13 protein-coding genes and 1 other RNA gene are annotated in these 12306 nt (G+C 62.1%); 8 read left to right on the top strand and 6 right to left on the bottom strand.

The genetic code is table 11. The annotated features are described in order from the left end of the window. Positions 1-13 precede the first annotated feature (13 nt). From EJ066_RS05285 to EJ066_RS05265, 5 genes are all read left to right on the top strand, one after another. Positions 14-361, top strand: a complete 348-nt coding sequence (locus EJ066_RS05285; protein ID WP_126035568.1) for a DUF6867 family protein — start codon at positions 14-16, stop codon at positions 359-361. Positions 362-500: 139 nt separating this feature from the next. Next, positions 501-1619, top strand: coding sequence for a branched-chain amino acid ABC transporter substrate-binding protein (locus tag EJ066_RS05280; protein ID WP_126035566.1), 1119 nt, complete (start codon positions 501-503; stop codon positions 1617-1619). A gap of 232 nt (positions 1620-1851) precedes the next feature. Further along, positions 1852-5310, top strand: a complete 3459-nt coding sequence (gene pyc, locus EJ066_RS05275; RefSeq protein ID WP_126035564.1) for a pyruvate carboxylase — start codon at positions 1852-1854, stop codon at positions 5308-5310. Between the two features lie 128 nt (positions 5311-5438). Next, positions 5439-5699, top strand: coding sequence for a DUF2312 domain-containing protein (locus tag EJ066_RS05270; protein ID WP_023719653.1), 261 nt, complete (start codon positions 5439-5441; stop codon positions 5697-5699). 54 nt (positions 5700-5753) lie between these two features. Next, a complete protein-coding gene (locus EJ066_RS05265; RefSeq protein ID WP_126035562.1) occupies positions 5754-6203 on the top strand; it encodes a hypothetical protein in 450 nt (149 codons plus the stop codon). Between the two features lie 52 nt (positions 6204-6255). On the opposite strand, the gene EJ066_RS05260 is transcribed toward EJ066_RS05265, so the two are convergent. Beyond that, positions 6256-6765: an arsenate reductase ArsC gene (locus EJ066_RS05260; protein WP_126035560.1), complete on the bottom strand. Its 510-nt coding sequence runs from the start codon at positions 6763-6765 to the stop codon at positions 6256-6258. A gap of 218 nt (positions 6766-6983) precedes the next feature. Here EJ066_RS05260 and EJ066_RS05255 point away from each other — a divergent pair, with 218 nt between their 5' ends. Further along, positions 6984-7328 (top strand): hypothetical protein, encoded by a 345-nt coding sequence (locus tag EJ066_RS05255; RefSeq protein ID WP_189644432.1) that lies wholly within the window; start codon positions 6984-6986, stop codon positions 7326-7328. A gap of 60 nt (positions 7329-7388) precedes the next feature. Here EJ066_RS05255 and msrB read toward each other — a convergent pair whose 3' ends face one another. From msrB to EJ066_RS05230, 5 genes are all read right to left on the bottom strand, one after another. Further along, the gene (msrB, locus tag EJ066_RS05250) at positions 7389-7793 is read right to left on the bottom strand and encodes a peptide-methionine (R)-S-oxide reductase MsrB (RefSeq protein WP_126035557.1); all 405 of its coding nucleotides are present in this window, start codon (positions 7791-7793) and stop codon (positions 7389-7391) included. Positions 7794-7905: 112 nt separating this feature from the next. Continuing rightward, a complete protein-coding gene (locus EJ066_RS05245; RefSeq protein WP_126035556.1) occupies positions 7906-8703 on the bottom strand; it encodes an MBL fold metallo-hydrolase in 798 nt (265 codons plus the stop codon). 32 nt (positions 8704-8735) lie between these two features. Continuing rightward, complete coding sequence (locus EJ066_RS05240) at positions 8736-9926, bottom strand: VWA domain-containing protein (RefSeq protein ID WP_126035554.1); 1191 nt, start codon at positions 9924-9926, stop codon at positions 8736-8738. Positions 9927-9934: 8 nt separating this feature from the next. Then, the gene (locus tag EJ066_RS05235; RefSeq protein WP_126035552.1) at positions 9935-10381 is read right to left on the bottom strand and encodes a GNAT family N-acetyltransferase; all 447 of its coding nucleotides are present in this window, start codon (positions 10379-10381) and stop codon (positions 9935-9937) included. Positions 10382-10475: 94 nt separating this feature from the next. Then, positions 10476-11315, bottom strand: coding sequence for a MoxR family ATPase (locus EJ066_RS05230; protein ID WP_126035550.1), 840 nt, complete (start codon positions 11313-11315; stop codon positions 10476-10478). A 134-nt stretch (positions 11316-11449) separates the two neighbouring features. Here EJ066_RS05230 and ssrS point away from each other — a divergent pair. Together ssrS and EJ066_RS05220 are read left to right on the top strand one after the other, a co-directional pair. Continuing rightward, a non-coding RNA gene (gene ssrS / locus EJ066_RS05225) (6S RNA) lies at positions 11450-11605 on the top strand. A 98-nt stretch (positions 11606-11703) separates the two neighbouring features. After that, complete coding sequence (locus EJ066_RS05220) at positions 11704-12291, top strand: 5-formyltetrahydrofolate cyclo-ligase (RefSeq protein ID WP_126035548.1); 588 nt, start codon at positions 11704-11706, stop codon at positions 12289-12291. Positions 12292-12306 lie beyond the last annotated feature (15 nt).

Raw genomic sequence — 12306 nt, 5'->3', positions numbered from 1 at the left:
AGGAGTCTTCATCATGCAGGGCATTCTCTACGAGGAACCCTCGGTCTGGCAGTTCTTCTTCGTCACCTGCCTGCTTGGCGGCTGGGCGGCATGGATGACGGGCAAGGCCTGCGCCCAGACATGGCGCAGTTTCCTCCAGCTGTTCGCCTATATGCTCGGCCTCGGCATCGCCGTAAGGTTCATCCATCACGCGCTGTTCGGCGGCACGATGTTCTCGCTGCAGTACTACATCGTCGACACCATAGTCCTGATGATATTGGGCTTCATCGGCTATCAATACACGCGCACCAACCAGATGGTGACGCAGTATAACTGGCTCTACGAAAGAGCATCGCTTTTGAGCTGGAAACCAAAAGGTTGACGTTCACCATTAACGCCGTTTCAAGAATGAATCGGCGTGACAAGCGCCTGAAAATCGGCAAAGTACCCTTTCTGCGAGTAAAAGTGGGCATCGCATGAAAGCATCATTCACGCCCACTCCGTAAATGGGAGCGTTTTACATGAGAAAATCACTTTTGTCCGCCGTCGCCCTGACCGCGCTCGTCGCGTTCAGCGGCAGCGCGTGGGCTGACATCCTGGTCGGCGTTGCCGGTCCGATCACCGGTCCGAACGCCGCCTTCGGCGCGCAACTGCAGAAGGGCGCCGAGGCGGCCGTCGCCGACATCAATGCGGCCGGCGGCATCAACGGCGAGCAGATCAAGCTCACGGTCGGCGACGACGTCTCCGATCCGAAGCAGGGCATTTCGGTCGCCAACAAGTTCGTCGGCGACGGCGTCAAGTTCGTGGTCGGCCACTTCAACTCGGGCGTTTCGATCCCGGCATCGGAAGTCTACGCTGAAAACGGTATCCTCGAGATCACGCCGGCCGCGACCAACCCGCAATTCACCGAGCGCGGCCTGTGGAACACGTTCCGTACCTGCGGACGTGACGACCAGCAGGGTAGCATCGCCGGCGCCTATCTCGCGTCGAACTTCAAGGATGCCAAGATCGCGGTGATCCACGACAAGACGACCTATGGTCAGGGTCTTGCCGACGAGACCAAGAAGGCGATGAACGCTGCCGGCGTGACGGAAGTCATGTACGAAGGCGTCAATGTCGGCGACAAGGACTTCTCGGCGTTGATCGCCAAGATGAAGGAAGCCGGCGTTTCCATCATCTATTGGGGTGGTCTGCACACCGAAGCCGGCCTGATCATCCGCCAGGTGGCTGACCAGGGCCTCGAGGCCACGCTGGTTTCCGGCGACGGCATCGTATCGAACGAGCTGGCCTCGATCGCTGGCGACGCGGTCGCGGGCACGCTGAACACGTTCGGGCCGGATCCGCGCCTGATCCCGGCGAACAAGGAACTCGTCGAGAAGTTCCGCGCGCAGGGCTTCGAGCCGGAGGCCTACACGCTCTACTCCTACGCCGCCATGCAGGCCATCGCGGCAGCCGCGACGGCCGCCAAGTCGAACGATCCGCAGGAAGTCGCCAAGGCTCTCAAGGCCAACGGCCCGTTCAAGACCGTGCTGGGCGACCTTTCCTATGACGAGAAGGGCGATCCGACGCTGCCTGGCTACGTCATGTACGAATGGAAGAAGGGCGACGACGGCAAGTACACCTACGTTCAGAAGATGTAAGCCTGTCGACGACGACAATTCCGGAATGCCCGGCGCCTTGCGCCGGGCATTTTTCGTTTGATGTATTGCCTGTTGTCAGAGCGTCCCTTGCGCATTCGAGGGGACGCGCGGCGCTCTAACGCAAAGAATCGATTTAAATCGGTTTAACCGCCGCCCGATTTTGTTTGCGCTGCAGCATTTTCGCGTTAATCATGGCGCCAGTTCCTTCCCGTCAGCGTCCGGAGCCTTGTCCTTGGCAATCACGAAGATCCTTGTCGCCAACCGGTCCGAAATCGCTATCCGCGTCTTCCGCGCGGCCAACGAACTCGGCCTCAAAACCGTTGCGATCTGGGCCGAGGAGGACAAATACTCGCTGCACCGCTTCAAGGCCGATGAAAGCTACCAGGTCGGGCGCGGGCCGCATCTCGCCAAGGATATGGGGCCGATCGAAAGCTATCTGTCGATCGAGGAGGTGATCCGCGTCGCCAGGCTTTCGGGCGCCGATGCCATCCATCCGGGCTACGGACTGTTGTCGGAAAGTCCTGAATTCGCCGAAGCCTGCGCCAAGGCCGGCATCATTTTCATCGGACCCAGGCCGGATACGATGCGCAGGCTCGGCAACAAGGTCGCCGCACGCAACCTGGCGATCGAGGTTGGCGTGCCGGTGGTTCCCGCCACCGAGCCGTTGCCGGACGACATGGAGGCGGTGAAGGCACTCGCCAAGACGATCGGCTATCCGGTGATGCTGAAGGCATCATGGGGCGGCGGCGGCCGCGGCATGCGCGCCATCCGCTCGGAAGCCGATCTCGCCCGCGAGGTGACGGAGGGCAAGCGTGAGGCGAAAGCCGCCTTCGGCAAGGACGAGGTCTATCTCGAAAAGTTGATCGAGCGTGCCCGCCATGTCGAGGTGCAGGTACTTGGCGACCGCCAAGGCAATGCCGTGCATCTGTTCGAGCGCGACTGCTCCATCCAGCGCCGCAACCAGAAGGTCGTCGAGCGCGCACCGGCGCCGTATCTCGAAATGTCGCTGCGCGAGGAACTTTGCGGTTATGCGCTGAAGATCGCCCGCGAGACGAGCTATATCGGCGCCGGCACGGTGGAGTTCCTGCAGGATGCCGACACCGGTAAATTCTACTTCATCGAGGTCAACCCGCGCATCCAGGTCGAGCACACCGTCACCGAGCAGGTGACCGGCATCGACATCGTCAAGGCGCAGATCCACATCCTCGATGGTTTCGCGATCGGCACGCCGGAATCTGGCGTGCCGGCGCAGAAGGATATCAGGCTGAACGGCCACGCGCTGCAGTGCCGCATCACCACGGAAGATCCCGAGCAAAACTTCATTCCCGACTATGGCCGCATCACCGCCTATCGCGGCGCCACCGGTTTCGGCATCCGCCTCGACGGAGGCACCGCCTATTCGGGCGCGGTGATCACCCGTTTCTACGATCCGCTGCTGGAGAAGATTACCGCCTGGGCGCCAACGCCGGGCGAGGCGATCGCGCGCATGAACCGCGCGCTGCGCGAGTTCCGCATCCGCGGCGTGGCGACCAACCTCACCTTCCTCGAGGCGATCATCAACCACCCGAGTTTCGCCGACAATTCCTACACGACCAAGTTTATCGATACGACGCCGGAACTGTTCGCGAGCGTGAAGCGGCAGGACCGCGCGACCAAGCTGCTCAACTATTTGGCCGATGTCAGCGTCAACGGCCATCCCGAGACACGCGGCCGGCCGCAGCCGAAGGCCGATGCGGCGGCACCCATGGTGCCCTATCTCAACGGCAACGTGCCTGCCGGCGGCAAGCAGAAGCTCGACGCGCTGGGGCCGGAGAAGTTCGCGGCCTGGATGCGCGCACAAAAAGAGGTGCTCGTCACCGACACGACGATGCGTGACGGACATCAATCCTTGCTCGCGACGCGCGTGCGCACATATGACATCGCCGGCATTGCCGGCACCTATGCGCGCGCGCTGCCGCAGCTTTTATCGCTCGAATGCTGGGGCGGCGCGACCTTCGACGTCGCCATGCGCTTCCTTACCGAAGACCCGTGGGAGCGGCTGTCGCTGGTGCGCGAGGCGGCGCCCAATTTGTTGCTGCAAATGCTTTTGCGCGGCGCCAACGGCGTTGGCTACACCAACTATCCCGACAATGTCGTCCAGCACTTCGTCAAGCAGGCAGCAAGCGGCGGCATCGATCTGTTCCGCGTCTTCGACTGTCTGAACTGGGTCGACAATATGCGCGTCGCGATGGATGCGGTTGGCGCCGAGGGCAAGCTGATCGAGGCGGCGATCTGCTACACCGGCGACATACTCGACCCGGCCCGAGCCAAGTACGACCTCAAATACTATGTCGCGCTGGCCAAGGAGTTGCAGGTGGCCGGCGCCCATATCATCGCGGTAAAGGACATGGCCGGGCTCTTGAAGCCGAATGCTGCCCGCGCACTGTTCAAGGCGCTGCGCGAGGCGACCGATCTGCCGATCCACTTCCACACGCACGACACGTCAGGCCTGTCGGCGGCGACGGTGCTGGCGGCGGTGGACAGCGGCGTCGACGCCATCGACGCGGCGATGGACTCCTTGTCGGGCAACACCTCGCAGCCTTGCCTGGGCTCGATCGTCGAGGCGCTGAGGGGCACCGAACGGGATCCGGGGCTCGACCCGCAATGGATCAGGAACATTTCGTTCTACTGGGAGGCGGTGCGCAACCAGTATGCCGCCTTCGAGAGCGATCTGAAAGGGCCGGCCTCGGAAGTCTATCTGCACGAAATGCCGGGTGGGCAGTTCACCAACCTCAAGGAACAGGCGCGCTCACTCGGGCTGGAGACGCGCTGGCACGAAGTGGCGCAGACCTATCACGACGTCAATCTGATGTTCGGCGACATCGTCAAGGTGACGCCGTCGTCCAAGGTTGTCGGCGACATGGCTTTGATGATGGTGAGTCAGGATCTGACGGTTGCCGATGTCGAAAATCCGGCCAAGGACATCGCCTTCCCGGACTCGGTCGTGTCGATGCTGCGCGGCGATCTCGGCCAGTCGCCCGGCGGTTGGCCGGAGGCACTGCAGAAGAAGGTGCTTAAGGGCGACAGGCCAATCACGGACCGGCCTGGCTCCCTGCTGAAAGCGGCCAATCTCAAGGCCAGCCGCAAGGAGGTCGAGGACAGGCTGGAGCGCAAGCTCAGCGAATTCGAATTCGCCTCGTGGTTGATGTACCCGAAAGTGTTTTCCGACTTTACCGCAGCGCAGGAAACCTACGGACCGGTCAGCGTGCTGCCGACGCCGACCTATTTCTACGGCATGAAGCCGGAAGACGAGATCTTTGTCGACATCGAGAAGGGCAAGACGCTGGTGGTGCGCTGCCTGGCCATCGGCGATGTCGACGAGAAGGGCATGGTCACCGTGTTCTTCGAGCTCAACGGCCAGCCGCGCCGGGTCAAGGTGCCGGACCGCGCGCATGGCGCTTCCGCAGCCAAGGCGCGGCGCAAGGCCGAGCCGGGCAACGAGGCGCATGTCGGCGCGCCGATGCCGGGCGTGGTCTCGGCGCTCGCCGTTGCTGCCGGCCAGGCGGTCAAGGCCGGCGACGTGCTGCTGTCGATCGAGGCGATGAAGATGGAAACGGCGCTGCATGCCGAGCGTGATGGTACAATCGCCGAAGTGCTGGTCAAGGCCGGCGATCAGATCGACGCAAAGGATCTGCTGGTCGCCTTCGGTTAGGCTTGCTCAACCCTTCATGCCGCATCGATAACAGCTTGACCCGCCGCCCTTGGTCGGGCATCGAACCGCTGCAAATTCGCCGCGACAGATCGCCTGAGTCGCGGCGCGAAAACGACGCGGAGAAAAAAATGGCCGACGACATCACCGAGACCAGCCAGACCGTTGCCGCCGGCCAGCTGCGAGCCTTCATCGAGCGCATCGAGCGGCTCGAGGAAGAGAAGAAGACGATCGCCGACGACATCAAGGAAGTGTTCGCCGAGGCCAAGGGCACCGGCTTCGACACCAAGGCGATGCGGTCGATCATCCGGCTGCGCAAGAAGGATCAGGCCGAACGGCAGGAGGAGGAATCCATCCTCGACCTCTACAAGGCCGCGCTCGGTATGGTGTAAGGGGACAAGCCACCGTCTGGCTTGTCCGTGTGATGCCGACATGAGCATCGAACCATGAGCGAATTCGACTTTGGCGCCCGCCGCGCCTCTGAATTCCGCCAACGCGGCTTCTGGACGCTGTTCGCGGAACGGCATCCGGAAGAAAGAGCTCTGATGGCGCGGCGCGGCCCCTGGTTCTGGCAGCGCGGGCTGCCTGACTTCGCATTGGTCCTTTCCATGTATGTCGCGCCGGCGCAGAACCATGTCGGCGTCTTCTTCGGCCGCAACGAGAAGTTCGGTGCCACGGACGCCTGGTCGCGGTTGAAGCCTTTCCAACTGGCGATCGAAGACAGGTTGAAGCTCAGGCCGGAACAGAGTTGCGAGGGCCTCGGCATCAATTCGATGTGGCGGGTGAACTGCTTTGCCGAGGACAACTGGCCGGCCATGGCCGACTGGCTGGTGACGGAGGCATCGCGCATCGAACGCGCGGTCGTCGAGGTTTTGCGAGACGACGTCCGATCGTGAGTTCGATCGCCCGCCATATGCCGATCGCAAAGCAATCGAAATGCATCGCCCCTCAGTTCAGCTTCGGCGTGTCGCGGCCGATCTCGTCGAGATGGTGTTGCAGCGCCAGATGGTCGAGCGCATCCATCGGCAGATTGACGAACAGCGAGATGCGGTTGTTGAGCATGCGATAGGCATCGGCAAAGGCAAGATGCAGTTCGGCTTCGGTGCCGTCCGCCTTGGATGGGTCGGGTATCGACCAGAGTGCGGTCATCGGATGACCCGGCCAGATCGGACAGGATTCATTCGCGGTGCTGTCGCAAAGCGTGAAGACGAAGTTCATTTCCGGCGCGTCGGGCTCGGCGAACTCGTCCCAGCCTTTCGAACGGGCGAAGCTCGTATCGTAGCTGAGACTTTGAAGCAGTTGCAGTGCGTAGGGGTTGACCTCGCCCTTCGGCTGGGAACCGGCGGAAAAGGCCTTGAACCTGCCGGCGCCGATCCGATTTAGTATCGCTTCCCCCATGATGGATCGCGCCGAATTGGCGTTGCAAAGAAACAGCACGTTGTAGACATTATCGCTCATCTCAATATCTCCCTGGCAGGCGACTGGATGATGGGCGGCAGATTCCGGCGAAGATATCTTCGCCGAGACGCCGACAATGGGGTCGACGTAGAAAGGTTTCACGACCGTTTGATGACGATCTGTCAGATCATACGCTTGCGTGCCGATGATCGGCTTGTGTTGACAGGCTTGCGGCGTTGGACATTTCTGCGGCGGTCGAATGAGAGAAGGCTGCATAGATGAGTGCGCCAAACACCTTCGAAGGCGAAGACGGCAAGGCAGACCGTGCGTCGGGCTTCTTGCGCTCGCGCTGGCGGGGCACAGCGCCGCTCGATCGGCTGTTCTGGCGCGATCTGGTCCTTGTCGGCACGGCGATCAACATCGCGTCGTCGGTGCTGGCGCTCATCCTGCTCGGGCTGAAACTGCCGCTCGCTCTCGTTCTGGCGATGCATTTCGCGCCGGTGCCGTACAACTTCTTCCTGACTTTCGCGGTGTGGCGGACCGCCGAGAAATCCGGCGGCGTCAAGGCTTCGCTGATGACGCTCGGGGCTGTGCTGTGGCTGATGCTGGTGGTGGTGGTCTGACAGGACAGTGCTGCCGGCAAAGGGCGGCCGAAGCCGTCCTTTGCCAACGTCGAATTCCAGTCAGGCGGCCGGCTCGAATTTCAGCGCGACGCCGTTGATGCAATAGCGAAGGCCGGTCGGCGGCGGGCCGTCCTCGAAGACGTGGCCGAGATGGCTGCCACAGCGGGCGCAGTGGCATTCGGTGCGAACCATGCCGTAGCTGCGGTCGATGGTCGTCTCAACGGAACCTGGCACCGGGTCGTTGAAGCTCGGCCAGCCGGTGCCGCTCTCGAATTTCAGCTTCGATTCGAACAAAGGCTGGTCGCAGCCGACACAGGAAAAGGTGCCGGCGCGCTTCTCGTGGAGCAAGGCGCAGCTGCCCGGCCGCTCGGTGCCGTGGTTGCGCATCACCGCATATTGCTCCGGCGTCAGCCGGGCGCGCCATTCGGCATCGGTGCGGGTGACGGGGTAGGTGTGGCTATCCATTTTTTTGCCTCTTAGTCTATGCCGGTACTTGGGTTGCCTTTCCAAGTTCGCCTAAAATAGGCATTCGTTACGATTTTTGCCCGTGTTTTCCGATCCTGCCGCGAAGAACCCCTCAGGCGATCGCCGCGAGATACCGCGCGACAGAAGCTGCAAATGCCGCCTTTGCATCTCCGATGACATTCTGGTTCCACCATGCGCCATAGATATGGTCGAACGCGAAAGGCCCCAGCGCGGCCTTGATGCCGAGCACTTTCGCCGCATTGAGCGGAATGTAGTTCGGGTAGCTGTACATGAAGCTGACATGGCGGCGAGTCGGCGTCACCTGCAAGATGTCGCCGGCCAGGATGGCGTCGCCGCCGTCGCGTTTCCAGTGCAGCACCTGGCCACCGGCAAAATGACCGCCGCAACGGATAAGAGTCAGCGAGGGGTTCAGGGCGCGCGTCTCGCCCTCCCAACTGATAACAGCCGGATGCGGCCGCATGATCCACTGACGATCGTCGGCGTGGAGGTAGATCGGCACGCCGCCAAACGCCTCGCTCCACTCGATCATCGCCGAATAATAATGGCAGTGCGATATGGCGATCGCGGCAAGGCCGCCCCGTCGGTTGATTTCGGCCACCGCCTCGTCGCTGACCATCGAGATACAGTCCCACAGCACATTGCCGTGCGGCGTTTGCGCCAGCAGCGCCCGTTGACCGATGGCGAAGCGCGGCTCGATGCCGAAGGCTAGCACACCGGCGTCTTCTTTCATCACGATCCGATGCCCGGCGGCGAGCTCTTCCGGCGTGATCCAGGCCTGGCCCTCCCAGCGCACATATTGCCGCTCGTCCTCGCAGATCGGGCAATGGTCCGGCGGCGTTGCTGCCGCCGCGAACTGGACGCCACACTGCAGGCAGAGGAAACAGGTCATCGGCCTTCCTGTCTTGCGTGTCGTAAAGCCATTCAGTGCTTCCTTGAAAGCTGCTTCGTCGCGGCTTCGAGCCCGGCGAACGTCAGCGGAAACATGCGGCCGCCGAAGATGTCGCGGATCATGGCGATCGAATGGGTAAACCCCCAGTTCTTCTGGTTTTCCGGGTTGAGCCATACCGCGTTCGGCCATTGCTGCAGCAGCCGGCCCAGCCAGACGGCGCCGGCCTCAGGGTTCCAATGCTCGACCGAGCCGCCGGGATGCGCGATCTCGTAAGGGCTCATCGAGGCGTCGCCGACGACAATCACCTTGTAGTCCGGACCGTATTTGTGGAGGAGGTCGAAGGTCGGAATCACCTCGGCATGGCGGCGGCGGTTGTCCTTCCACACGCCCTCGTAGAGGCAGTTGTGGAAGTAGAAATACTCGAGTTGGCGGAATTCTGCGCGAGCGGCCGAAAACAGCTCCTCGACGCCTCTGATGTGGTCGTCCATCGAGCCGCCGACATCGAAGAACATCAGCAGCTTCACGGCATTGCGCCGCTCAGGCCGCGTCTGCACGTCGAGGTAGCCGTGCTCGGCGGTGGCGTGGATGGTGCCGGGCAGGTCGAACTCCTCCTCGGCGCCTTCACGCACCCAGCGGCGCAAGCGCTTCAGCGCGATCTTGATGTTGCGGGTGCCGAGCTCGACCGCATCGTCGAAATTCCTGAACTCGCGCCTGTCCCAGACTTTCACCGCACGGCGGTTGCGGCTCTCATGCTGGCCGATGCGCACCCCTTCGGGATTGTAGCCATAGGCGCCAAAGGGGGAAGTGCCGCCGGTGCCGATCCATTTCGAGCCGCCCTGATGGCGGCCTTTTTGCTCCTCCAACCGCTTTTTCAGCGTCTCCATCAGCTTGTCGAAACCGCCGAGCGCCTCGACCAGCTTTTTCTCCTCATCGGTCAGGTGCTTTTCGGCGAGCCGGCGCAGCCATTCTTCCGGGATGTTGGCGACATCGACCGCGTTTTCGCCAGCCAGTGCTTCGGCGCCTTTGAAGATGTGCGAAAAGACCTGGTCGAAGTGGTCGATGTGGCGCTCGTCCTTCACCAGCGCCGATCGGGCGAGATAGTAAAAACCCTCGACATCATAGTCGACCAGCCCCGCCTCCAATCCTTCCAGCAGCGACAGATACTCCCGGAGCGAGACCGGAACCCGCGCGGCTTTCAGTTCGAGGAAGAAAGGGATGAACATCGCACCGTCTATAGCAGATCATACTCTATGAAGCCGGTCCGTCGCGCCACATAGTCGTAGAGCTTGCGTGCGGTGGTATTGGTTTCGTGGGTCATCCAGTAGACGTTCTTGACGCCGATCTTGCCGGCTTCCTGCTTTACCGCCTCGATCAGCGCGGCGCCGACGCCCTTGCCGCGCACGTCAGGGTCGGCGAACAGATCCTGGAGATAGCAGTTGTTTATCTGCGACCAGCAGGAGCGATGGTAGAGATAATGCGTCAGGCCAACCGCCTTGCCGTCGAGAGTGGCGATGAAGCCTTTCGGCTCGAACTCACCCGCCGTGAACAGGCGTTTCCAGGTGATGGTGTAGACGTCCTCCGGCAGCTTGGTTTCGTAGAAGGTGAGGTAGGCGGTCCACAGTCGCTGCCAATCGGCGTGGTCGGATTGCGCAAGTGGGCGAACAGTGATCTCGGTCATTTCATTTCCCTCTGAAGTTCTGGCCCGAAGCTGCCTCGGTGCCCGGCTGGTGGCAACGGTCCAGCAAGGGGAAAGCGCTGTCCGTTCTGCCGCTTTATCCCTGCCTTCTCGCCATGAAGGCCAGGCGCTCGAACAGATGCACGTCTTGTTCGCTCTTCAGCAGCGCACCATGCAATTTCGGCAGTGCGTTTTTCGGGTCAGCGCGCAGATCCTCCGGCGCGATGTCGTCGGCGACGAGCAGGCGGATCCAGTCCAGCGCCTCGGAGGTCGACGGCTTCTTCTTCAGGCCCGGCACGTCGCGGATCTCGTAGAACTGGGTCAGTGCGGCGCGCACCAGGTTCTGCTTGATGCCGGGATAGTGCACGTCGACGATCCTGTGCAGGGTTTCGGCATCGGGAAAGCGGATGTAGTGGAAGAAGCAGCGGCGCAGGAAGGCGTCCGGCAGCTCCTTCTCGTTGTTGGAGGTGATGATGACGATCGGGCGCACAGCGGCGCGGATCGTCTCGCCGGTCTCGTAGACGAAGAACTCCATCCTATCGAGTTCCTGCAACAGATCGTTGGGGAATTCGATATCGGCCTTGTCGATCTCGTCGATCAGAAGCACGACCTTCTTGGCCGCGGCGAAGGCGTCCCACAGCTTGCCGCGCTTGATGTAGTTCCTGATGTCGTTGAAGCGCGCGTCGCCGAGCTGGCTGTCGCGCAGCCGCGAGACGGCGTCATACTCGTAGAGACCCTGCTGCGCCCTTGTCGTCGACTTGACGTGCCATTCGATCAACTCGAGGCCGAGCGCCGCCGACACTTGCCTCGCCAGTTCGGTCTTGCCGGTGCCGGGCTCGCCCTTGACCAGCAACGGCCGCTCCAGCGCGATTGCCGCATTGACCGCGACCATCAGATCCTTGTCGGCGACATAGGCCGCTGTGCCTTCGAAACGCATTTCTTCTCCTTGGTTCATCTGGAAAACCCTAAGGAGGCGGCCTGGCCTGCGCAAGGGCAGGTCAAGCGCGAATAAAGCCGCCGAACATGGCTGTCTCTCTGGCGCTTGGTTGGCCATCGGCCTATATTGGGTGTGACGGTCTGCGCTTCCCGGCAGGAGAACATTTTCCCCGGGGCCTTAATGATCCCTAGGGAGCTGTCCCTGGGAAGACCCGTGGGTTTTCTCATACGGCGCCCACCTACTTTGTAGGTTCCCGGGATCGCTCTCTCCACCGGTTGTGTGGATCGTCGCTCGATGCAAGGGGTCCGCCCGCGCTTCGGGGGATCATGCGGTGGAAAACGTCGCTCCCAAAGCTCCAATCAGATCCGACCTTTTCTACCCTGGCCATATGACCTCTCCCAAGGACCTGAAGAAAAATTTGCGCCGCGAAGCGCTCGGCCGCCGCGACGCGCTCGATCCGTTCTGGCGGGTGGAGGCGGCGCTTGAAATGGCCGAAACGGCGCGCGACCGGGTCGCGGTCGAGCCGGGCCAGATCGTCTCCGGCTTCTGGCCGATGCGCTCGGAGGTCGACGTCCGGCCGCTAATGTTCGCCTTGCGCGAAAATGGAGCGAGGCTTTGCCTGCCGGCCATTCTCGACAAGACCACCATCGTCTTTCGCGAACTGGTGCGCGGCGCACCAATGGTCGACATGGGGTTCGGCACTATCGGGCCGCATGAGGAGGCGGCGGTGCTCGATCCGGCGGTGATGCTGGTGCCGCTCGCCGCTTTCGACGCGCGCGGCCACCGCATCGGCTACGGCGCCGGCCACTATGACCGTGCAATCGCCAGGCTGATCGAGAAAGGGCAGGCGCCGCGGCTGATCGGCATTGCCTTCGACTGCCAGGAGGTGGCTCTGGTGCCGGACGAGCCGCATGACGTGATCATCCCGGAAATACTCACCGAGAGCGGGTTGCGCCGCTTCGCGCCACAATTGTAGATAGTTTTCTGGACG

The sequence above is a fragment of the Mesorhizobium sp. M9A.F.Ca.ET.002.03.1.2 genome (assembly GCF_003952365.1).
Lineage (GTDB): Bacteria > Pseudomonadota > Alphaproteobacteria > Rhizobiales > Rhizobiaceae > Mesorhizobium.
This window is presented reverse-complemented; position numbering and strand designations above follow the sequence as displayed.

Excerpts from the sequence above, each read along its gene's own strand:
- EJ066_RS05255 (WP_189644432.1), top strand. The coding sequence starts at position 6,984 with ATGAGTGCGCCAAACACCTTCGAAGGCGAAGACGGCAAGGCAGACCGT.
- EJ066_RS05230 (WP_126035550.1), bottom strand. The coding sequence starts at position 11,315 with ATGCGTTTCGAAGGCACAGCGGCCTATGTCGCCGACAAGGATCTGATG.
- EJ066_RS05220 (WP_126035548.1), top strand. The coding sequence starts at position 11,704 with ATGACCTCTCCCAAGGACCTGAAGAAAAATTTGCGCCGCGAAGCGCTC.
- EJ066_RS05260 (WP_126035560.1), bottom strand. The coding sequence starts at position 6,765 with ATGAGCGATAATGTCTACAACGTGCTGTTTCTTTGCAACGCCAATTCG.
- msrB (WP_126035557.1), bottom strand. The coding sequence starts at position 7,793 with ATGGATAGCCACACCTACCCCGTCACCCGCACCGATGCCGAATGGCGC.
- EJ066_RS05280 (WP_126035566.1), top strand. The coding sequence starts at position 501 with ATGAGAAAATCACTTTTGTCCGCCGTCGCCCTGACCGCGCTCGTCGCG.
- EJ066_RS05270 (WP_023719653.1), top strand. The coding sequence starts at position 5,439 with ATGGCCGACGACATCACCGAGACCAGCCAGACCGTTGCCGCCGGCCAG.
- EJ066_RS05245 (WP_126035556.1), bottom strand. The coding sequence starts at position 8,703 with ATGACCTGTTTCCTCTGCCTGCAGTGTGGCGTCCAGTTCGCGGCGGCA.
- EJ066_RS05285 (WP_126035568.1), top strand. The coding sequence starts at position 14 with ATGCAGGGCATTCTCTACGAGGAACCCTCGGTCTGGCAGTTCTTCTTC.
- EJ066_RS05235 (WP_126035552.1), bottom strand. The coding sequence starts at position 10,381 with ATGACCGAGATCACTGTTCGCCCACTTGCGCAATCCGACCACGCCGAT.
- EJ066_RS05265 (WP_126035562.1), top strand. The coding sequence starts at position 5,754 with ATGAGCGAATTCGACTTTGGCGCCCGCCGCGCCTCTGAATTCCGCCAA.
- EJ066_RS05240 (WP_126035554.1), bottom strand. The coding sequence starts at position 9,926 with ATGTTCATCCCTTTCTTCCTCGAACTGAAAGCCGCGCGGGTTCCGGTC.